18 protein-coding genes are annotated in these 18771 nt (G+C 71.3%); 4 read left to right on the forward strand and 14 right to left on the reverse strand.

Features of this window, described 5'->3' with window-relative positions:
- Positions 1–46 precede the first annotated feature (46 nt).
- Positions 47–700 carry a TetR/AcrR family transcriptional regulator gene (locus tag RNB18_RS02050; protein ID WP_311712382.1) on the forward strand — a complete coding sequence of 218 codons (654 nt, stop codon included), beginning with the start codon at positions 47–49 and terminating at the stop codon, positions 698–700.
- Positions 701–761: 61 nt separating this feature from the next.
- On the opposite strand, the gene RNB18_RS02055 is transcribed toward RNB18_RS02050, so the two are convergent.
- The 7 genes from RNB18_RS02055 to RNB18_RS02085 form a co-directional block, all read right to left on the reverse strand.
- Positions 762–1466, reverse strand: coding sequence for an SDR family NAD(P)-dependent oxidoreductase (locus tag RNB18_RS02055; protein ID WP_311712383.1), 705 nt, complete (start codon positions 1464–1466; stop codon positions 762–764).
- Between the two features lie 21 nt (positions 1467–1487).
- On the reverse strand, positions 1488–2642 hold the full coding sequence (locus RNB18_RS02060) for a thiolase family protein (RefSeq protein ID WP_311712384.1): 1155 nt from the start codon (positions 2640–2642) through the stop codon (positions 1488–1490).
- On the reverse strand, positions 2639–3058 hold the full coding sequence (locus RNB18_RS02065) for a Zn-ribbon domain-containing OB-fold protein (protein WP_311712385.1): 420 nt from the start codon (positions 3056–3058) through the stop codon (positions 2639–2641). The genes RNB18_RS02060 and RNB18_RS02065 overlap by 4 nt, the downstream gene beginning before the upstream one ends.
- A gap of 69 nt (positions 3059–3127) precedes the next feature.
- Positions 3128–4258 carry an acyl-CoA dehydrogenase family protein gene (locus RNB18_RS02070; protein ID WP_311712386.1) on the reverse strand — a complete coding sequence of 377 codons (1131 nt, stop codon included), beginning with the start codon at positions 4256–4258 and terminating at the stop codon, positions 3128–3130.
- Entirely contained in the window at positions 4255–6849 is a 2595-nt protein-coding gene (locus tag RNB18_RS02075) for a putative PEP-binding protein (RefSeq protein WP_311712387.1), read from the reverse strand. The genes RNB18_RS02070 and RNB18_RS02075 overlap by 4 nt, the downstream gene beginning before the upstream one ends.
- On the reverse strand, positions 6846–7478 hold the full coding sequence (locus RNB18_RS02080; RefSeq protein ID WP_311712388.1) for a hypothetical protein: 633 nt from the start codon (positions 7476–7478) through the stop codon (positions 6846–6848). Before RNB18_RS02080 ends, RNB18_RS02075 begins: the two co-directional genes overlap by 4 nt.
- Before the next feature lie 126 nt (positions 7479–7604).
- Complete coding sequence (locus RNB18_RS02085) at positions 7605–8429, reverse strand: enoyl-CoA hydratase/isomerase family protein (RefSeq protein WP_311712389.1); 825 nt, start codon at positions 8427–8429, stop codon at positions 7605–7607.
- Between the two features lie 219 nt (positions 8430–8648).
- Here RNB18_RS02085 and RNB18_RS02090 point away from each other — a divergent pair, with 219 nt between their 5' ends.
- Positions 8649–9878, forward strand: a complete 1230-nt coding sequence (locus tag RNB18_RS02090) for an acyl-CoA dehydrogenase family protein (protein ID WP_311712390.1) — start codon at positions 8649–8651, stop codon at positions 9876–9878.
- Positions 9879–9967: 89 nt separating this feature from the next.
- Here the strand turns inward: RNB18_RS02090 and RNB18_RS02095 are convergent, their stop codons facing one another.
- Positions 9968–10189 (reverse strand): helix-turn-helix domain-containing protein, encoded by a 222-nt coding sequence (locus tag RNB18_RS02095; protein WP_311712391.1) that lies wholly within the window; start codon positions 10187–10189, stop codon positions 9968–9970.
- Complete coding sequence (locus RNB18_RS02100; protein ID WP_311712392.1) at positions 10189–10680, reverse strand: DUF2975 domain-containing protein; 492 nt, start codon at positions 10678–10680, stop codon at positions 10189–10191. Before RNB18_RS02100 ends, RNB18_RS02095 begins: the two co-directional genes overlap by 1 nt.
- Positions 10681–10917: 237 nt before the next feature.
- On the opposite strand from RNB18_RS02100, the gene RNB18_RS02105 reads away from it, so the two are divergent.
- Complete coding sequence (locus RNB18_RS02105) at positions 10918–11073, forward strand: DUF6131 family protein (protein WP_266512695.1); 156 nt, start codon at positions 10918–10920, stop codon at positions 11071–11073.
- Positions 11074–11175: 102 nt separating this feature from the next.
- Here RNB18_RS02105 and RNB18_RS02110 read toward each other — a convergent pair whose 3' ends face one another.
- The 5 genes from RNB18_RS02110 to RNB18_RS02130 are packed head-to-tail and all read right to left on the reverse strand — an operon-like array spanning position 11176 to position 17552.
- A complete protein-coding gene (locus RNB18_RS02110; protein ID WP_311712394.1) occupies positions 11176–12933 on the reverse strand; it encodes a cellulase family glycosylhydrolase in 1758 nt (585 codons plus the stop codon).
- A gap of 54 nt (positions 12934–12987) precedes the next feature.
- Positions 12988–14496, reverse strand: a complete 1509-nt coding sequence (locus tag RNB18_RS02115; RefSeq protein WP_311712395.1) for a glycoside hydrolase family 43 protein — start codon at positions 14494–14496, stop codon at positions 12988–12990.
- Positions 14497–14534: 38 nt separating this feature from the next.
- Positions 14535–16673 (reverse strand): alpha-galactosidase, encoded by a 2139-nt coding sequence (locus tag RNB18_RS02120; protein WP_311712396.1) that lies wholly within the window; start codon positions 16671–16673, stop codon positions 14535–14537.
- Between the two features lie 37 nt (positions 16674–16710).
- On the reverse strand, positions 16711–16827 hold the full coding sequence (locus RNB18_RS02125; RefSeq protein WP_311712999.1) for a hypothetical protein: 117 nt from the start codon (positions 16825–16827) through the stop codon (positions 16711–16713).
- Positions 16824–17552, reverse strand: coding sequence for a beta-galactosidase trimerization domain-containing protein (locus RNB18_RS02130; RefSeq protein ID WP_311713000.1), 729 nt, complete (start codon positions 17550–17552; stop codon positions 16824–16826). Before RNB18_RS02130 ends, RNB18_RS02125 begins: the two co-directional genes overlap by 4 nt.
- A 375-nt stretch (positions 17553–17927) precedes the next feature.
- Here RNB18_RS02130 and RNB18_RS02135 point away from each other — a divergent pair, with 375 nt between their 5' ends.
- A complete protein-coding gene (locus RNB18_RS02135) occupies positions 17928–18770 on the forward strand; it encodes an RNA polymerase sigma factor SigF (RefSeq protein WP_311712397.1) in 843 nt (280 codons plus the stop codon).
- The last annotated feature ends 1 nt before the right edge of the window (position 18771 follow it).

The raw sequence follows: 18771 nt of genomic DNA on the forward strand, positions 1-18771 counted from the left end.
GTTACTGGATAACATGGTGAGTACCGTCGGGCGTACAGGGAGCAGCATGGCCACGAAGCAGAACGGCAAGCAACCGGCCCACCGTCCCTCGCGGCGGCAGCACATCATCGCGGCCGCGGTCAGGGTCTTCGGGCGCAACGGTTTCGCCGAGACCAGCGTGCAGGACATCGCGGACGAGGCCCAGGTCGTGCCCACGGCCGTCTACTACCACTTCGCCGGCAAGGAGGAGCTGCTCGAACTGTCCATGCGGCGGGTCTTCGACCAGCTGAACGCGGTCGTGGAGGCGGCCCGGCCGGAGTCCGAGCCGGGCGACGCCGAGAGCCTGGTGCGGGTCATCGACGCCGTGTGGGACTGGGTGGAGAAGAACCCGGACGAGGCCCGGCTCTACCAGGTCCAGGTCGCCTCCGCCAACGGCAACCTCAAGGCGCTGCGCGACGAGTTCGAGCAGCGGCACATCCAGCGGGCGTACGACTATCTGCCGGACGGCGCCACCCGCAACCCGCGAGCGGCCAAGTCGCGCCATGCGTCGCAGGCGCTCGCCGTGCGCACGCTGATCAGTACGACCATCCTCGTCACCGCGCTGCGGGCGGAGGGCGGGCCGCTGTCGGAGCTGCCGTCCCGGTCCGTGCAGGAGGCCGTCAGGGCCCTGGCGCTGCGCATCGTCGCCGCCGACCGGGGGAGTGCCGCCGCCCCGGCCTGAGACCGCCCTCGGACCGTCTCGGCGGAGCCGGTCACCAGGGCAGCGGATCGCAGACCTTGGTTCACCAGGGCAGTGGCTCGCGGCCGGCGAACAGCCCGCCCGTCGTGTCGTCGCCGTCGGGGAGGGTCGCCAGCCAGACGGGCGTGTCCGCGCCCTCCTCCGGCCCGCGCGGAGCGGACGGACCGCCCATGCCGCTGCGGGTCCACCCGGGGTCGGCCGCGTTGACCAGGACGCCCGTGCCGGACAGCTCGCCGGCGAGCATCCGCGTGAAGGCGTTGAGCGCGGTCTTGGAGACGCGGTAGGCCGGGTGCCGACCGGAGTCCATCAGCGCCAGGGAGCCGTACGAGCTGGTGAGGTTGACCACGCGTCCATAACCGGCCCGCACCATGCCCGGGACGACCGCCTCGGCCACCCGCCAGGCGCCCACGAGATTGACGTCCAGGGTGGCACGCAGGACCTCCTCGTCGACGTACGGAGGCCGCAGCTCGCCGTCCAGGGACACTCCCGCGTTGTTCACCAGTACGTCCACCCCACCGCCGGTCAGCTCTCCGGCCTCCCGCACCGCTTCGGTGACGCTCTTCGCGGAACTCACGTCCAGGGCCAGCGGCAGCGCCCCCGGACCGATGGTGCGGCATGCCTCCTCGGCTGCCTCCAGCTGCCGTGCCGCGACCAGTACCCGCAGCCCCCGCTCCGCGAGTTGCCGGGAGATCTCCACACCGATCCCGCGAGCGCCGCCGGTGACCAGGGCGGTTCTGTTCTCGTTCATGGCCATTCCCTTCGACTGCGGTCAGACCGTCAGGACCGCGCAGGCGCTGATGCCGGGCGCCCCGTACACATGGGTGAAGCCCACCCGGGGACCGCCCGGCACCTGCACGCCCGGCGCGCGGCCCTGCAACTGCCGTACGACCTCGTGGAACTGGCGCAGCCCGGACGCGCCCACCGGCTCGCCGCCGGCCAGGCAGCCGCCGTCGGTGTTGACCGGGATCCGGCCGGTGGGGTCGGTGTCACCCGAGGCCAGCAGCTCCGGCTGCTCGCCGTGTCCGCACAGCCCGGTCTCCGCCAGGTGGATCAGTTCGGAACCGCTGTCGGTGTCCTGCAACTGCGCGACCTGGACGTCCGAGGGACTCAGACCGGCGCCGCGGAAGACGGCCTCGGCCGCGTCCACGCTGGGGCTGCGGTGCGGTCCCGGCGGCAGCCAGGGAGCGAACACCTCGAAGGAGCCGAACCGTCTGGTCCGGAAGGCCAACGAGGCCAGCTTCACCGGACGTTCGCACAGATCGAAGGCGCGGTCGCCACGGGCGAGGACCAGCGCGGCCGCGCCCTGGCCCGGAGAGCAGAACATGTACTGGGTGAGCGGCGGGCTGACCTCGGCGGAACCGAGGATCTCCTCCTCCGTCAGCTCCTTGCGCCGCCAGGCCAGGGGGTGGCGGGAGCCGTTGCGGAAGGCGCGTGCCGCCACCGTGGCCAACGCCCGCTCGGGGATGGCGTAGTCGTGCAGATACCGCTGCGTCTTCAGCGCGAAGAACTGGGTCGTCAACATCAGCCCGGTCTCCGCGTACCAGTCGCCGAGCCCGTAACGGGCCGCGGAGACATGGAACGCCCCCCGCTCGTGCTTGTCGAAACCGACGGCGAGTCCGAGCGACGCCTCGCCCGCCCGCAGCGCGTTGGCGACGGCGAGCACCGTCGAGGCGCCGGTCGCGCAGCCGTTCTGCACATTGACGAACGGCACGCCGGTCAGCCCCAGACGGCCCACCAGAGTGTCGGGTTTGCCGGACACGTCGGAGCCGCCGGCCGCGTACCCGATGTCGGCCCAGGCGACACCGGCGTCGGCCAGTGCCTCCCGTATCGCCCGTTCGGCCATGTCCATACCGCTGACGGTCTCGTCCCGGCCGAAGGGATGCATGCCGCATCCGACCACGTAGATCTCTTCGGGGCGGCTCATCGCTCGTCCTCGGCAGCCGAGCCGAAGGCGAAGGTCAGGATCTGGGTCCCGTCCTCGTCGCGGTACGCCTCCACCGTGGTCAGCCGGACCGGCAGCCCGATCCGGATCAGCCGGCGGGGTATGTCGAGGCGTGCCTCGACCAGGATCTCTCCGAGGTCGACATAGCCGAGGGCATACGGCTGGTGGCCCTCGGCCGGTGGGCGGTAGGGCTCTTTGGGCCGGAACGACTGCACCGTCCACGACCAGATCTCGCCACTGTCCGGCAGTACGTGCGCGGCCATCGCCCCGTCCGAGCACCGGGGGCAGGAGTCCTGCCGGGGGAAGACGACGGTGCGGCACCCGGTGCAGCGCGCGCCCACGAGGCGCGGCGGATCCGCGCCGTCGAAGAGGCTCTCGTCGATGAGTCTGGTGGTCATGCCGCCCGCCTTCTTCCTGCCGTCACCGGTCGGCCCTTTCCGAGATCACCGGTCGCTTCCGTCCTGCGGTCACCAGCTCAGGAGCCCGGCGAGTCGTTCCCGGTGGTGGGCCGAGCCGCCCAGCAGCACGGCGTCGGACTGCGCGCGCCGGAAGTACAGGTGCGCGTCGTGCTCCCAGGTGAAGCCCATCCCGCCGTGCAACTGGACGCATTCGGCGGCGACGAACGTGAACGCCTCGCCGCACCAGGACTGCGCCACCGCCGCGGCCTCCGCGAGCGCCTCCGGCGACCCGGCCGCCCGTACCGCCCGGACCACCGCGGACCGCGCGGACTCGACCTGGAGCAGCATGTCCGCGCAGGTGTGCTTGATCGCCTGGAAGCTGCCGATCGCCCGGCTGAACTGCGTACGGTCCCGCACATGCGCCACCGTCATGTCCAGGGCCGCCTGCGCCCCACCGAGCTGCTCGGCGGCCAGCGCCACGAAGGCCACGTCGAGGGCGCGGGTGACGACCTCCGTCCCCTCGCCCCCGGCGGTCAGCGCCCGCACCGGGGCAGCGGTGAAGGTGACCACGGCCTGGCCCCGGCTCAGGTCCAGCGTGGGTACTCGGCGGACCGTCACGCCCGGCCCGCGCGGGTCGGCGAGGAAGAGGTCCACGCCGTCGGGGCCGGCGGCCGCGACCACGAGGGCCTCGGCGTCGGCGCCGTCGAGCACGAAGGGTGCGATGCCGTCCAGCGTCGGGGTACTGCCCTGCCAGGTGACGCCGACCGGCACGGCGTCCGGCCGCCACACGCCGTCGGGCGCGGCCACGGCCAGGGCGTGCACCGTGCCTCCGGCCACCGCCGCCAGCGGTGCTTCGGCCGTACCGCAGCCGGCCAGCACCTGCCCGGCGAGCACGGTGGAGGACAGCAGCGGCACGGCGGCCGGCGTTCTGCCCAGTTCCTCGCAGACCACGGCGATCTCCGCCAGGCCGCCGACGCCTCCCACCGCGTCCGGCAGTCCGAGGGCCGCGAGGCCCACCTGCCGGCCGAGGGTGTCCCAGAGGCCGGCGTCGATGCCGGGGGCGTGCTCGTCGAGCCGGCGCACCGCGGTGATGCCGCCCGCGTCCGCGCACACGGACCGCACGGTCGCGCGCAGATCCTCGAGTTCGGCCTCCGAGGCCTCGGTCGTTCCGGCGGCGGGGCCGGTCACGGTGGTCGTCATGCCGGTGTCCCGTTCTCGTTGCTTCCGTTCCCGCTTTCGCTTCGGCTCTCGCGCAGCGCGCTGTGTGCCGCCGCCATCCGGGCGACCGGCACGCGGTGCGCGGAGCAGGAGACGTAGTCCAGTCCGACGTCGTCGCAGAACGCGATCGACTCGGGGTCTCCGCCGTGCTCACCGCACACGCCGAGCTTGATGTCCGGCCGTACGCTCCTGGCCCTTTCCACGGCCAGGGCGATCAGCGCGCCGACGCCGTGCGGATCGAGCCGGGCGAACGGGCTGGCGGTGAGGAATCCGCGCTCCTGGTACGAGGCGAGCACCTGCCGCTCCACGTCGTCCCGGGAGAATCCGTAGGTGAGCTGGGTGAGGTCGTTGGTGCCGAAGGAGAAGAACTCGGCGTGCTCGGCGAGTTCGGCGGCCAGCAGGGCGGCGCGCGGTGTCTCGATCATCGTGCCGAGCCGGTACGGCACCCGGACCCCGGTGCGGGCGGCCACCGTCTCGGCGGCGTCGCGTACGAAGGCGGCGGCTGCCTGCAGTTCCTCCGGCAGGCTGACCAGCGGGATCATCACCTCCAGCCGGGGGCGGACGCCGGTGGCGGCGACCTCCACCCAGGCGGAGAAGAGGGCTTCCGCCTGCGCCGGGTACAGCCGCTCGTGGAGCAGCGCCAGGCGTACCCCGCGCAGCCCGAGCATGGGGTTGGCCTCGCGCAGTGACGCGGCCCGCTGCTCGGCCGCCGCGTCCCCGGCCTCGCCGGGAGCGGGCAGGAATTCGTGCAGGGGGGCGTCCAGCAGACGTACGGTCACCGGGCGGTCCGCGACCGCGGTCAGCAGCGCCGTGAAGTCCTCGTGCTGTGCGTGCTCCAGGGCGAGCAGCGCCTCGTCGCGAGCCGCCGGGTCGGCGGCCAGGATGACGCTGCGGATCAGGGGCAGCCGGTCGCCGAGGAACTGGTGCTCGGTACGGCACAGGCCCACCCCCTCCGCGCCCAGCGCGACGGCCGTGGTCACCTCCGCCGCGGTGTCGGCGTTGACCCGTACTCCGAGCCGCCGGGAGTCGTCCGCCCACTCGAGCAGGGTGGACAGCTCCGGCGGCGGTCCGGCGACGCTGACACTGAGCGTTCCGGCGTACACCGTGCCGGTACGGCCGTCGAGCGACACCGCGTCGCCCTCGCTCAGCACTCGCTCCCCGATCCGTACCGTGCCGGCCGCCTTGTCCAACCGCAGCCCCTCGATACCGCAGACCGCCGGCTTGCCGGCGCCCCGCGCCACCACGGCCGCGTGTGAGGCGATGCCGCCGCTGCCGGTCAGCACCGCGGTGGCGGCCAGCATGCCGGGGACGTCGGCCGGTGTGGTCTCGTGCATCACCAGGACGGCGTGCGCGCCTTCGGCGGCCAGTTCGAGGGCGCGTTCGCTGGACAGGGCGACCGTGCCCGTCGCGGCGCCCGGGGACGCGGGCAGACCCCGTGCCAGAAGTTCCTCGTCGCCGGTCAACTTCAGCTGCGGATGCAGGAGTTCCTGCACCTGGGCGGGGCCGATCCGGCGTACCGCCGCGTCCTTGTCGAGGGCGCCGTCACGGACCAGGTCGACCGCCAGGCACACCGAGGCGCGCAGCGGCGGGCGGCTCTGCGCCGAGGCGGCGAGCAGCGAGACCTCGCCGTCGCGCACCTCGAAGTCGACGGACACGGGTGCGTGCAGATGCCGTTCGAGAGTGAGCAGGGCATGCTCGAGGAGCACCGTGCCGCCCGAGAGCTTCTCCAGCGGTTCGCCGGTGTGCGGGGGCGGTGCGCTGCGGCGTACGCCCCGGAAGAACGAGCCCTGCGGCGAGAAGCGGCCGGTCTCGGGGTGGCGGCTGACCGCCGTGCCGTAGCCGGAGCGGTCGGCGGGACCGATGCGCAGCGCCTGGACGTGCAGCGCGATGTCCAGGTCGGCGGGAAGCTTTTGAGCCTTGCGTGCTCTTCGGGCCCTTGGCGAGTCCCAGCGGGCGAGGACCGCGCGGGCGGCCAGCGCGAGCTGCTCGGCCGGGTCGTCGGGGAAGGGCCGTCCGGCATGTCGAGCGACCACGGAGAGCAGTGCCTCGACGCGGGCGCGGGGGGCGGGGCTGTCGAGGAGGGCGTCGTCCAGCAGCGCGGCCGGTACGTCGAGGCCGTACTCGGCGATCATCCGCACCGTGGCCGCCCAGACCTCGTCCAGGGCGTCCGCGCGGCCGATGACGGTGCACAGGTCCCCGGCGCTGTCGGGGGTGACACCGAGACAGGCGAGATCGGGCGGCAGCCCCGCGATGTCCGTCGGCGCGCTGGCCGACAGCCGCAGCAGCAGCGGCCTGGCGGAATCGCCGACGCGGCGCCCGGACAACTGCTCGACGAGCTCGACGGCCGCACGGGCGGTGCCGGGCTCGCCCAGCGAGGCCGCGGTGCCCGCGGGCACGGTCAGCCCCGGTACCACCGTCAGCCCGAGGGCCACCAGCCGGTCCATCGCGACGCCGTGCGTGCCCAGCGCGTCCGCGTCCAGTCCGCGGGTCCGTCCCTGGCCGTACGGCACCAGGGCGAGACCGGGGGCCTGCGGCGACGCGGCGACGCCGGGGCGGGGGTCGGTGATGTTCACCCGTGGCTCCCTCGGACGAGCTGCTCCTCGCGGGCCTCGTCCTCGGCGCGGCTGATGCCCAGGACCAGCAGCAGTTCCTGGTGCAGCCGCATCCACACGGTGTGGTACGAGTCGCACAGGGGGGAGGCCAGCCACTGCCGGTCGCCGTCGTCGAACCGGTCGAGAGCCTCCTCCAGGCCGGTCAGATACCGGCCGCTGTCCGCGAGCAGCCGCTCCAGCCTGCGCAGTACCGGCTGGATGGCCTCGTGCACATCCTCCAGCAGCTCGCGCACCTCGGCGTCGTAGACGCTGTCGCCGTGGTCGTTGACGCTGCCGTCCGGGCGGCACTGCCAGGCCGTGCAGACCTCGCGGATCTTCCTGTTGATCGGCAGGAACGCCTCGTAGACCGCGGTGATCTGCGCCTCCTGCCCGGAGCCGGCCGGGATCCGCAGCATCTGCGCTGCGGCCTGCTTGGCGGACTCGGTGGGCAGCACCATCGGGCCCTTCACCATGGCCAGCCCGGCGTCGACCAGCGGGCGGTGCACGGACTCCTGGGTACCGCGCCACATGCCGCGCAGGACGAGGTCGATGACGGCGTCGGCGAGGGACGGGTCGATGGTGTCTGTCCGCTCCACGGCAGCAGAATGCATCTCCACACCTTTGTTCCTGTGGGGGCGCGGACTCAGGCCGCGCGGCGACGGATGCCGGGTCGCAGGGAACTGCGATCTGTGTTGCCCGGAGGTTACGCTCCAGCGACCCTGTTAGTGAAGAGGAACTCAAGAAACACTTTGCGGCTCATGGTCTGCCGGCCGGTCGGCCGACGCCCTGCCGCGGCGCCGGGCGGCGAGGAAGGACTCCATCGCGTCCTGGGCCTCCGTGCCGCCCGCCAGGACGGCTATGGAGCGCGCCTCCTCGGCGAGTTGGTCCTCCAGCGGCGTTTCGGCCGCCGCTCGCAACAGCGCCTTCGCGGCCCGCAGCGCGCCCCGTGACCCCGCGGCCAGGGCGGCGGCCGTCCGGTAGGCCGTGTCGTCCAGTTCGGTGTCCTCCACGACCCGGGACACCAGACCCCATCCCTCGGCGTCGTCGCCGGTCAGCACGCGATTGGTGAGGATCAGATCCGCGGCCCGTCGTGGGCCCAGCAGGCGCTGCAGCACCCAGGACGCGCCGCAGTCCGGGGTGAGCCCGATCGCCGTGTAGGCCAGCCGGAAGCGTGCCGAGCGGGCCGCCACCACGATGTCGCCCGTCAGCGCGAGCCCTACTCCGCCGCCCGCCGCGGCGCCGCGCACGGCGGTCACCACCGGCACGGGCAGCCCGTGCAGCGTCTGCACGGCCCCGTGGGCGGCGGTCGCGACCGCGTGCACGTAGGAGCCGGTTTCCGTGCCCCGGCCCGCGAAGGCGCGCAGGTCACCGCCGACGCAGAAGTTCCCGCCCGCCGCCCGCAGCAGGACCGCGCCGCCGGGGTCCCGGGCGATGTCGGAGGCAGCGTCCCGCAGCGCCTCGGCGGTCGGAAGGTCCAGTGCGTTTCCGCGGCCGGGATCGTCCAGCAGCAGTTCGACGACCCCGTCGGAGTGGCGGACGACCCGGACCGGTTGGGTGCTCATCGGAGGTCTTCTCCCATCGTTGGCACAGCTCGTCGGGGATCGGGCTCACATACTGGGCCCGCCCTAAAGTTTTGGTGACCGCAGGTCCTCTTCTGGTCACAAATGAGGGCTCTTCAGAAGAGGATCGCCGCCACCCCTCGGGAAAGATACTTGACCCGTTGTACAGTTTCTACGACGCGACGGGCACCGGCGCCCGTACGCCCGTCGGCCGGAGGAACCATGCCGATCCAGTTCGATGTCGATCCGTCCGTCGCCCGGCTCGCCGAGGCCACCGCCGAGTTCGTCCGCGACGTGGTGATCCCGGCCGAGCGCGAGTGCGGCGGGTCCGTCCACGACGCTCCGCACGCACTGCGGGAGACCCTGCAGAAGGGCGCCCGTGAGGCGGGCGTCTTCGCGCCGCACCTTCCCGAACGGTGGGGCGGACACGGCCTGGACCTGCGGGGGCAGGCTGTGGTGTTCGAAGCCGCCGGGTACTCGGTGCTCGGCCCGCTGGCACTGAACTGTGCGGCTCCCGACGAGGGCAACATGCACCTGCTCGAGAAGGTGGCCACCGAGGAGCAGCAGGAACGCTATCTGCGCCCGCTGGCTGCCGGTGAGTACCGTTCCTGCTTCGCGATGACCGAACCGGCGCCCGGCGCCGGAGCCGACCCCCGGGCGCTGCGGACCACGGCAGTGCGGGTTCCCGGCGGCTGGCGCATCGACGGGCACAAGTGGTTCATCACCGGAGCCGGCGGTGCCGACTTCACCATCGTGATGGCCCGCACCGAGGGCGGCCCCGGCAGCCCGGGCGGTGCGACCATGTTCCTCGTCGACGCCGGCACCCCCGGCATGCGCATCGTCAGGAACATCGACACCCTGGACGAGAGTTTCTTCGGCGGTCACGGCGAGATCGTGTTCGAAAACTGCGTGGTCGCCGAGGAACAGGTACTCGGCCAGGTGGACCGGGGTTTCGAGAACGCCCAGGTCCGCCTCGGCCCCGCCCGGCTGACGCACTGCATGCGCTGGCTCGGGTCCGCGCGCCGCGCCCAGGACGTCGCGCTGGAACACGCGGGGAGCCGCGAGGCCTTCGGCTCGCTGCTGGGCGACCTCGGCATGGTGCAGCAGATGCTCGCCGACTCCGAGATCGACATCGAGGCGAGCCGCGCGCTGATCTGGCGTACCGCATGGGAGTTGGACACCGGCTCCAGAGTCGCCGCCCAGTTCTCCTCGGTGTCCAAGGTCTTCGTGGCGGAGGCGGTGGGCCGGGTGGTCGACCGGTCGGTGCAGATCTGCGGGGCGCTCGGCATCTCGGCCTCGGACGCCCCGCTGGCGCGGCTGATCCGGGAGGTGCGGCCGTTCCGGATCTACGACGGCCCGTCCGAGACCCACCGGTTCGCCATCGCCCGCCGCGTGGTGAAGCCGTACCGGCAGTCGCGTCCGGCGGGATCCGCCGGTTCTGCCGGATCCTGAGGGGTGGTCACCCGCGGCTGTAGTTTCTGTTCATTGACTACAGCGTCGGGGCGACCAGGGACAGTTGACCGGGGCGAGGGCGGTCCACGTCATTCGCCCGCGGCGTCCTCGGCCTCCCAGCGCAGCAGGTCGCCCGGCTGGCACTCGAGTACGTCGCAGAGCGCGGCGAGCGTCGCGAAGCGTACCGCCTTGGCGCGGCCGTTCTTGAGTACCGCCAGGTTGGCGGGCGTGATCCCCACACGGTCCGCGAGCTCGCCCACGGACATCTTCCGCCGGGCCAGCATCACGTCGATGTCGACGGCGATCGGCATCAGATCACCTCGTCCAACTCGGCCCGCATCTGCGTCGCTTCGACGTCACGAGCAACGGCCTGGGCGAGCAGCATCCGCAGCACGAGCACGATGAGCGCGACCCCCAGGATGGCCACGCCGATGCCGCCCATGATGACGGTGACGCCCGGGTCGTCCCGCTGACCGGGCGCATTGACGAGGGTGACCGCGAACCACACGAGGGCGGCCGCCACGATGGCGCCGATCACCCCGTCCACGTACCGGAAGGCGGCGTGGGAGAACACGGTTCCGCGTCGCACCATCGTCACCAACCGCCCCACACAGGCCGCGGCGATCTGGACCGACACCATGCCCAGAATCGTGATCACGCGCAGTGCGGTGAGCGGGAGTGACCCGTCCTCCGGATCGCTGCCGCTCACCAATGTCCACACCATCAACGCCTGTACCAACACGGTGCCGAGGAGCACCACCACGAGCACAACGCGCAGCGCACCCACGGCCAGCTTTCCCATGCCCTGTCCTTCCATCGAATCGCGATGGAAACCTATCGAAATTCGATAGGTCAGGCAAGAGCTGGGATGAAAGACGCCCTCGTGCCGACCGCCGGAGGGCTGACGGCGGGCGGGGCCGGGAGGCGACCCCTGCCCAAAGTCCCGTCGGCAGTTGCCTCTTGCTCGCCGGGGTGGGGTGAGGTTGCCGGTTCGGGGCACTCGGGAGGTAACACATCAGCTCACGCCAGGAGGTACGTCATGATCGCGCTCGGCATCATTCTGCTCATTGTCGGTTTCCTCACCGGCATATCGATCTTGTGGACCCTTGGCATCATCCTGGCCGTGGTGGGCGCCGTTTTCTGGGTGATGGGATCCGCAGGGCACGCCGTCGCCGGCCGACGCCACTATTGGTGACCGCGACTGTCTCGAACGGCGCCTGACTCAAGGGCTGGTCCTTGAGAAGCGATGCTTCGGGCGACCCCGGGTGCCGCCTTCGGCACCCGGGGCGAGGGACCGTCAGCCGACGGTGCCGGTCACCGAACTGCCGGACTTCGTCACGTGGTACGTCACGGTGGCTCCGCTCCAGAAGTGGAAGGTGAGTGTCACCGGCGCACCGTCGCGCAGTGCGTTGAGGTAGTCAGGGGTGAGGGTGAGGGCGTTGTTGGGGTAGTCGGGGGAGAAGGCGCCGTTGAACTCCTGGTAGGGGGTCCAGTCGGTGTTGCCGGCGTTGGTGCCGTCGGCGTAGGTGGACTCCATGGTCGCGAGCTGGTCACCGCGGTACTGGGTGGGGATGGTGAGACCGCCGGTGGTGCCGGTGGCGTTGGAGAGCGCCGGGCGGTCGTAGGTGATCACTCGGATCGGCCAGGCGAGACCGGCGGAGAACCTGGCCTCGATGGTCGCGTTGGTCCCGTAGGCGCGGTTTCCGGCCAGTCGGGTCAGCGCGGAGGCCGTGAGGGTGAGCTGGTTGCCGGAGACGTTGTAGTCCCGGCCCTGGGCGAGTTGGGTGCTGCCCTGCCAGAGGCCACGGAACGTGAGGCCGTTGGGGTTGAGGGTGAGCGTCTGGGCGGTGATCGCGCTGGACTTCGCCAGGAAGACCTGGTCCGAGGAGGCGGTTCCCGAGCGGGTGGTCCAGCTCGACCTGATCCGGTTGATCAACTCCGGGTCGGTCCACTGCAGCGTGCTGCGGCTCAGGTAGGCGAAGGTTCCGGGGTCCCACAGGGCCGTGGTCACTCCGGCGGCGCGGGCCTCGTAGCCGAACTGCTCGAAGTACTTGAAGGCCTCGCCCCGTTCGACGCGGGAGGGGTGGTTGCTGTCGGGGTACGCCAGCAGTCCGTACTCACCGAGGTAGACGGGGATTCCCTTGGAGGTGAAGGTGGCGCGGAGCCGGTTGAAGTTGTCGGTCATGTCCTGCTGCGAGGTGGCGTCGAAGCGCGTGCCGCCCGCGACGTTCACACTGAACGGGTAGTAGCCGTAGTAGTGCACGGTGACCACGAGGTTGGGGTCGTTGAGCGACTTCATCTCGCTGGACAGGGCGTCCAGGAAGGTCTGCCCGGAATTGGTGTGCAGGGTGGGCAGCACGAGCAGACGGGTCGCGTTGTTGCCGCCGGACTGGCGCACGATGGTGTGGAACGCGGTGTTCAGCTCGTCGTTGTACTGGATGCCCTGGGCGTCGGTGGTGTTGTTGAACTGCGGCTCGTTGTTGCTCTCGAACAGCAGGGTCTGGGAGGAGTCCCTGAACTTGGCGGCGATCTGGGTCCAGGTCGCCTTGAAGCGGGCCAGGACGTTGTCGTGGTCGGTGGGCATGGAGGAGATCCACTGCCACGAGTCGTGGTGGACGTTGAGCACGACGTAGAGACCGTCCGCCTGCGCCCAGTCGACCACCTGCTTGACGCGGTTCATCCAGGTCGCGTCGATCGTGTACGGGGCCGTGGCGGACTGGTGGCCCGACCAGGTGACGGGAAGGCGGACGCTGCGGAAGCCCTGGGCCTTGATGGTGTCCAACAGGGGTTTGGTGACCGCGGGGTTGCCCCAGGACGTCTCGTCGGGGATGGCGTCCAGGCTGTTGCCCAGGTTCCAGCTGGGCTGCATCGCGGCCACGGCGCTCATGGGGCTGAGTGCCTTGGGACTGAGCGGCGCGGACGCGTCCTTGTGGGCCGGTGCCGCGAAGGCGGTGGTGCTGGTCAGCCCGATCGCGGCGATCAGCGCCACCACGAGGCCGAGCAGTCGGCCGGGGCCGCTTCTGCGTCGGCCGGTGGGGTAGTGCGTTCCCTTCATCTTCGATCCTTCTCTGTTGGCGAGCGGACGTTCCGCCCGTGGGGGGAATGGAGTTCAGGGGACGAGCGGCTCGTAGTCGAACCAGTCGAAGTGGACCGTGCCGGCCGCCGCGTACAGGCCGATGACCCGTCCGGTGAACCCGCCGGCCACCTCGGTCGACAGGTAGCGGCCGTCGAGCTCGCCGAGAGCGATGAAGGTGCCGTCCGGCTCCTCGATGCCGAACGTGAGGACGTCGGGACCGGTGCGGGGGCCCTTGGGAGGGGCGTCGGAGACCTGGAGGCGGAGCACCACGGGACCGGCGGGCACGGACCGTGCTCCCACGACCGTGCGCAGCGTTCCCACACGGCTGAGGACGCGCACCTCGCCCTCGGCCGCCTCGATCTCGAAGTGGTGCTCCTCGTCCAGGCGGACGGCGAGACCACCGCGCCCCTCGACCGGTTCGATCAGGGCCCGCACCCGGCAGGACAGGTGCTTCTGGCGACGGCCGACGAACACGACGTCCGGCTCGTCCAGGGAGTCGCCGCGGGCACGCAGGGTCAGGTGGCCGGACCGCTCCTTGGTGGTGCAGTACTCGGCGGGACGGTCGCGTACGGAGATCCACTGCGGCCGCAGCTCGCTGAGGTCGAAGTCGTCCCGGACCTCCTCGGCGGGGCCGGGGACGAGCGGCCAGGCGGGCACGGGCAGGACGGACGGCACCTCGTCGACGACGGGCCAGTCGTCCACCCACCTCACCGGCGCGAGGAAGGTCTCGCGGCCCAGCACATGCCAGCCGGGGGTCCCGCCGCGCGGCCGGACGCCCAGCAGCACCATCCACCAGGAGCTGTCAGGCCCTTGGACCAGATCCGCGTGCCCGGTGTTCTGGACGGGGTGGTGGGTGCCGCGGTGGGTGAGGACCGGGTTGTCCGGGCACGGTTCGAAGGGGCCGTCGGGCGTGCGGCCGCGTGCGATCGAGACACCGTGACCGCGCTCGGTGCCGCCCTCGGCGATGAGGAGATACCAGTAGGCGCCGATGCGATACAGGTGCGGGGCCTCGGGGGCCATCGCACCGGGGGTGCCTGCCCAGACCCTGCGAGGCGGTCCGAAGGTCTCCCCGGTGTACGGGTCGATGCGGACCTGTGCGCCGCCCGCGGAGGTGCACCAGCAGATGCCGTCCTCGTCCCAGGCCAGGTCCGGGTCGATACTCGGAACCCCGGGCAGACGGACGGGATCGGACCAGGGACCGGCGGGGTCGGTGGCGGTGAACAGCATGTTGCCACCGCCCTCGGTCACATTGGTGACGATCAGCCAGAAGCGGCCGTCGTGGTGGCGCAGGGTGGGGGCGTAGATGCCGCCGGACGACGGAGCGGCGGTGAGGCTGAGCTGGCTCGGCCGGTCCAGGGCGTTGCCGAGCTGTGTCCAGTGGACCAGGTCGCGGCTGTGGAAGACGGGGATGGCGGGGAAGTACTCGAAGGTGGAGCAGACGAGGTAGTAGTCGTCTCCCACGCGGCAGACGCTGGGATCGGGGTGAAAGCCGGGGATGACGGGGTTGGCCGCGGTGGCATCCGCCCGCAGTGTCTCTGACACTCGGTCAAGTCCCTTCGGAATGGGGTGGGTCGGCATGTTCAGGGGGTGTCCGGCGCCGCGTGGGCAAGGCGGAGCAGCACCGCCGAAGGGGCCGCGGGCAGCGTGAGGGTGAGGTCGGCGGTGTCCGGGTGCCAGGAGGTGACGGCCTGGCTCGCGGCGGGGTAGAGGACGTCGACGCGGGCCGCGCGGCCGTGCAGATGAGAAAGAGGGAGGGCGGCGGTGGTCTCCGCACCGGGGCGGCGCCAGACCGTGAGATAAGTGGTGGCCGGGGTGTGGAGCGCCAGAGCGAGCCACAGGTCGTCCCAGGCCGGCAGGCCCAGCGGCCAAGCGGGCACGGCCTGGGCCAGGTCGGTCCGGATGGCCTTGTACACGGTGACGGCCTCGTGGACCAGGGCACGGGCCTCGGGCGGCAGGTCCGGGAGCATCCCGGACAGGTGGATGCGGCCGAGGAGGGCGTTGGCCATGGTGAAGGCCACCTCGTCCGAGGAGTCCTCCGGCTGTGGATAGGCCCATACGGCACCCTGTTCGGGGGTGACAGCGGTGGGCGCGGAGGCCGCGATGGGGGCGTACAGCTGGAGGTTCTGCTGGTCGCTGGTGGACTGCAGTTGCAGCCGGGACAGCAGCGCGTAGTCCCAGCGCATGCCGCCGGAGGAGCAGTTCTCCACCACCAGGTGCGGATAGCGGTCCAGGATGCCGTCGAGCCAGTCGAGGTGCGCCCGGTTGTGGCCGAGCAGTCCGGCGCCCGGGGTCTCGCCGGGGTGGGCGCTGGTACCGGAGCCGGGGTCGATGTTGTGGTCGAGCTTGAGGTAGCCGACGCCCCACTCGCCGACCAGGCGGTCCACGACCTGGTCCAGGTGGGTACGGGCGGCAGGGTGGCGCAAGTCCAGGTGGTGGCGGCCGGTCTCGGTGACGCGGACGCCGTCGCGGCGGAAGAAGGCCTCGTCCGGAAGGGACTTGGCCATGGGGCTGCGGACGCCGATCACCTCCGGCTCCAGCCACAGACCGGGCACCATGCCGCGCTCCCGGATGTGGTCCAGCACCTCGTGGATCCCGCGCTCGCCGGGGAACCGGGACGCGGCCGGCTCCCAGGCTCCTACGCTGTCCCACCAGCCGCCGTTCTCGCCGTCGTACCAGCCGGCGTCGATGACGAAGTACTCCGCGCCCGCCTCGGCCGCCGCGTCGATCAGCGGCAGCAGCTTCTCCGTGGTGGGATCGCCCATCAGGCAGTTCATGTAGTCGTTGAAGATGACCGGGAGCCGCAGGTGGTCGGCGTGCGGGCGGCGGGCGGCCCGGCGATGGCGGGTGAGCGCGGCGAACGCCTCGTCCGGGCCCCCGTCGTCGCTGAACGCGAGGGCGACGGGCACGGTGCGGAACTCCGCGCCCGGCTCCAGTGGATGCCGCCAGCCGTGGTGGGTGTCGGTCGGGCCGAACAGGGCGAGGTAGGCCAGCGTGTCGCGCTCGCCGCACTCCCAGTGCCAGCCGCCTCCGTTGTGCTCGATCTGCCACAGCCACGTGCGGCCCATGCGACGGTCGGTCAGACCGCCCATGGGCAGCCGGCCGCAGCTCGACCACACACCCCGCCCGGTCCGGGTGAACTCGCCCTTGCCGTTGTCGTAGACCACACGGCCGGCGAGGACCGGCGAAGTCACCCGCATCGGCCGTCGCTGCCAGCGGCATTCGGCGACCCAGTCGTTCTCGGCCCACAGCAGGTCGGCGCCGTCGATGGCCTCCGGGCCGTCGGCGAGGGGACCGACGACGAGGGAGGAGACGGACTCCAGATGCAGGGTGGCGTCCCCCTCGTTGCGCAGGACCACCTCGCTGCGCAGTACGGGCACTCCGTCCGGCGAGCGGTAGATCACCTCGGCTGCGAGCCCGGTCTCCGGGTCGTGGAGTTCGACGGTGAGCACATGCCAGTCACCGTCGCGGGTCGCACGGTGCGCGCGGTGACGCAGCCGCCCGCCGATGTACGAGTCGATGAGGCGCCCGCCCGACCAGGCGCGGCCGTGGCCCGCCGCCGTCACCTCCACGAGGGGCAGCGAGGGCCACGACCGCCGCTCGGGATGCAGTCCGCCGGGGACGCCGAGACGTGCGAGACGGGCGATGCCGTCCTCGTCGACGACGATCTCGGCCTCCAGGGCCCGGTGGCCCCATCGGACGATCGGGGGTGCGCTGGTCATTGCTGCCTTTCCGAAGAGAGGGGGAAGGAGACGGTGCTCAGGAGATACGGAGTACGGCACTGCCGCCGGCGGCCAGTTCGGCGACCGTGCCGCCCGTGAGCAGGTCGTGGGCGGGCCCGGGCAGAGGCACGGGCTCGGTGCCGTGGTTGATCAGGAAGCGCCGGCGGCGGCCGTCCGCGGCGTGCCGGGTGACGGCCTCGACCTGCGGGTCAGCCCTGGCGTCTCGGGGCCCACTCCGGTCTCGTCGAGCAGCCGGGCGACCAGTGCGCCGTAGCCGACGTGGTCGGGGCGGGTCGAGAGATACCAACCGCGCCCGGTACCGAAGGCGTTCCGGGTCACCGCCGGGCTGCCCGAGGGCATCCCGTGGGTGTAGGTGGCGAGTGTCTTGGCGCCCTCGGCGTGCAGGGACTCGCTCCACGCGGTGCCCTGCGTGCCGTCCGACAACGTGATCCGTTCGTCGCGCCGCAGCGGCCGGTACTCCTCGACCCGGATGCCCAGCGCCTCACGCAGGGGGCGGCGGGACAGCCGTCGAGGCGGGCGCGGAGGCGGTCGTTCACGTAGCCGCTCGCGTGCTGGACGAGGAGTGTTCCGCCGCCCGCGACGTTGGGGCGCAGATTCTCGGCGGACCCCTCGGACAGCAGGAACAGGGCCGGGGCGATGACGAGCGGGTTGCTTGTTCGACACCGAGGGTCTGTCCGGCTTGACGGACGTCCCGGGAGCGTGGACGGGCAGTGCCTTCTTCAGGTCTGACGCGATGTCGGCCCCGGCCTGCGACCGTTCGCTGCTTCCGCACGTCGACAGGAGGCGGCCCATCGCAGCGGCCCCGGCCACGGCGGCCGTTGTGCCGACGAAGCCTGTCCGGTTCAACTCGTTGGTCATGACGCGGCGCTTCCCGTCGGCGGTTCGAAGCGCGTCGAAGCGCTTCACCTGGCGGGGAACGTTAATGACATGTTTCTCGCTAAACAAGAGGAGCAGCGCCAAGAAACTTTCATATTGCCTGGCCGTTGACGCTCCCCGAGGTCGATGGCGGCGTCGAAGCGCTTCGATTCCTCGCAATCAGGCTGCTCAGGGGCTTCCTCGCGGGTTCTCCCGCCGTACGGAGGCGCGCGGGGTGTCCCGGCTCGCTCGATCGCCGGAACCCGGCCACGTCAGTTGTAAAATTCGCGTGCATGCGTGTTCAAGGCGGGGGTAGACGGATGATCATCGGTCAGCGGGCAGGCTGACACGAGACCGACACAGTGGGAGGGGCACATCATGGCGACGACGACCGTGCGGACTGCCGGACAGACGGTGACCATGCCGGAGATCACCGACCCGTCCCAGGTGGCTCCCAAGGACGCTCGGGAGTTGTCGAAGCTGTTCTTCGAGCAGCTCGCGGTGCTGGAGGAGGGCACGCCCGAGTACCAGTACGCGCGCAACACACTGATCGAGATGAACATCTCTCTGGTCCGTTACGCGGCCGGCCGGTTCCGCAGCCGTGGCCAGGAGGAGATGGAGGACATCGTCCAGGTCGGCATGATCGGCCTGATCAAGGCGATCGACCGGTTCGAGTTGTCCCGTGAGGTGGAGTTCACCTCCTTCGCCGTCCCCTACATAGTCGGTGAGATCAAGCGGTTCTTCCGCGACACCTCCTGGGCCGTGCACGTGCCTCGCCGGTTGCAGGAGGCTCGTGTGCAACTGGCCCGCGCGAGCGAGGAGTTGAGCAGCCGACTGGGCCGGACGCCGACGACCAGGGAACTGTCCGAGCTGATGAGTCTGCCCGAGGAGGAGATCGTCGAGGCCCGACTGGCGTCGAACGGCTACAAGTCGGCTTCTCTGGACGCGGCGATCGGCGGCAGCGAGGAGGGCGAGAGTGTCCTCGCGGACTTCATCGGCAACCAGGACCCGGCGCTCGGCCTGGTCGAGGATTTCCACGCCCTCGCACCGATGATCGCCGAACTCGACGAACGCGACCGCAAGATCATCCACTGGCGCTTCGTCGAGGAGCTCACCCAGGCCCAGATCGCAGAACACCTCGGCGTCTCCCAGATGCACGTCTCCCGCCTGATCACCCGCCTTTTGGCCCGCCTGCGCGAGGGCATGCTCAGCAGCCACTGAA

Origin of the sequence: Streptomyces doebereineriae, from assembly GCF_031845645.1 — a bacterium.
In the GTDB taxonomy this organism is placed as follows: domain Bacteria; phylum Actinomycetota; class Actinomycetes; order Streptomycetales; family Streptomycetaceae; genus Streptomyces; species Streptomyces canus.

Coding starts and splice junctions, on each gene's coding strand:
- RNB18_RS02050 (WP_311712382.1), top strand. CDS start 47: ATGGCCACGAAGCAGAACGGCAAGCAACCGGCCCACCGTCCCTCGCGG.
- RNB18_RS02055 (WP_311712383.1), bottom strand. CDS start 1,466: ATGAACGAGAACAGAACCGCCCTGGTCACCGGCGGCGCTCGCGGGATC.
- RNB18_RS02060 (WP_311712384.1), bottom strand. CDS start 2,642: ATGAGCCGCCCCGAAGAGATCTACGTGGTCGGATGCGGCATGCATCCC.
- RNB18_RS02065 (WP_311712385.1), bottom strand. CDS start 3,058: ATGACCACCAGACTCATCGACGAGAGCCTCTTCGACGGCGCGGATCCG.
- RNB18_RS02070 (WP_311712386.1), bottom strand. CDS start 4,258: ATGACGACCACCGTGACCGGCCCCGCCGCCGGAACGACCGAGGCCTCG.
- RNB18_RS02080 (WP_311712388.1), bottom strand. CDS start 7,478: ATGCATTCTGCTGCCGTGGAGCGGACAGACACCATCGACCCGTCCCTC.
- RNB18_RS02085 (WP_311712389.1), bottom strand. CDS start 8,429: ATGAGCACCCAACCGGTCCGGGTCGTCCGCCACTCCGACGGGGTCGTC.
- RNB18_RS02090 (WP_311712390.1), top strand. CDS start 8,649: ATGCCGATCCAGTTCGATGTCGATCCGTCCGTCGCCCGGCTCGCCGAG.
- RNB18_RS02095 (WP_311712391.1), bottom strand. CDS start 10,189: ATGCCGATCGCCGTCGACATCGACGTGATGCTGGCCCGGCGGAAGATG.
- RNB18_RS02100 (WP_311712392.1), bottom strand. CDS start 10,680: ATGGGAAAGCTGGCCGTGGGTGCGCTGCGCGTTGTGCTCGTGGTGGTG.
- RNB18_RS02105 (WP_266512695.1), top strand. CDS start 10,918: ATGATCGCGCTCGGCATCATTCTGCTCATTGTCGGTTTCCTCACCGGC.
- RNB18_RS02110 (WP_311712394.1), bottom strand. CDS start 12,933: ATGAAGGGAACGCACTACCCCACCGGCCGACGCAGAAGCGGCCCCGGC.
- RNB18_RS02120 (WP_311712396.1), bottom strand. CDS start 16,673: ATGACCAGCGCACCCCCGATCGTCCGATGGGGCCACCGGGCCCTGGAG.
- RNB18_RS02130 (WP_311713000.1), bottom strand. CDS start 17,552: ATGACCAACGAGTTGAACCGGACAGGCTTCGTCGGCACAACGGCCGCC.
- RNB18_RS02135 (WP_311712397.1), top strand. CDS start 17,928: ATGGCGACGACGACCGTGCGGACTGCCGGACAGACGGTGACCATGCCG.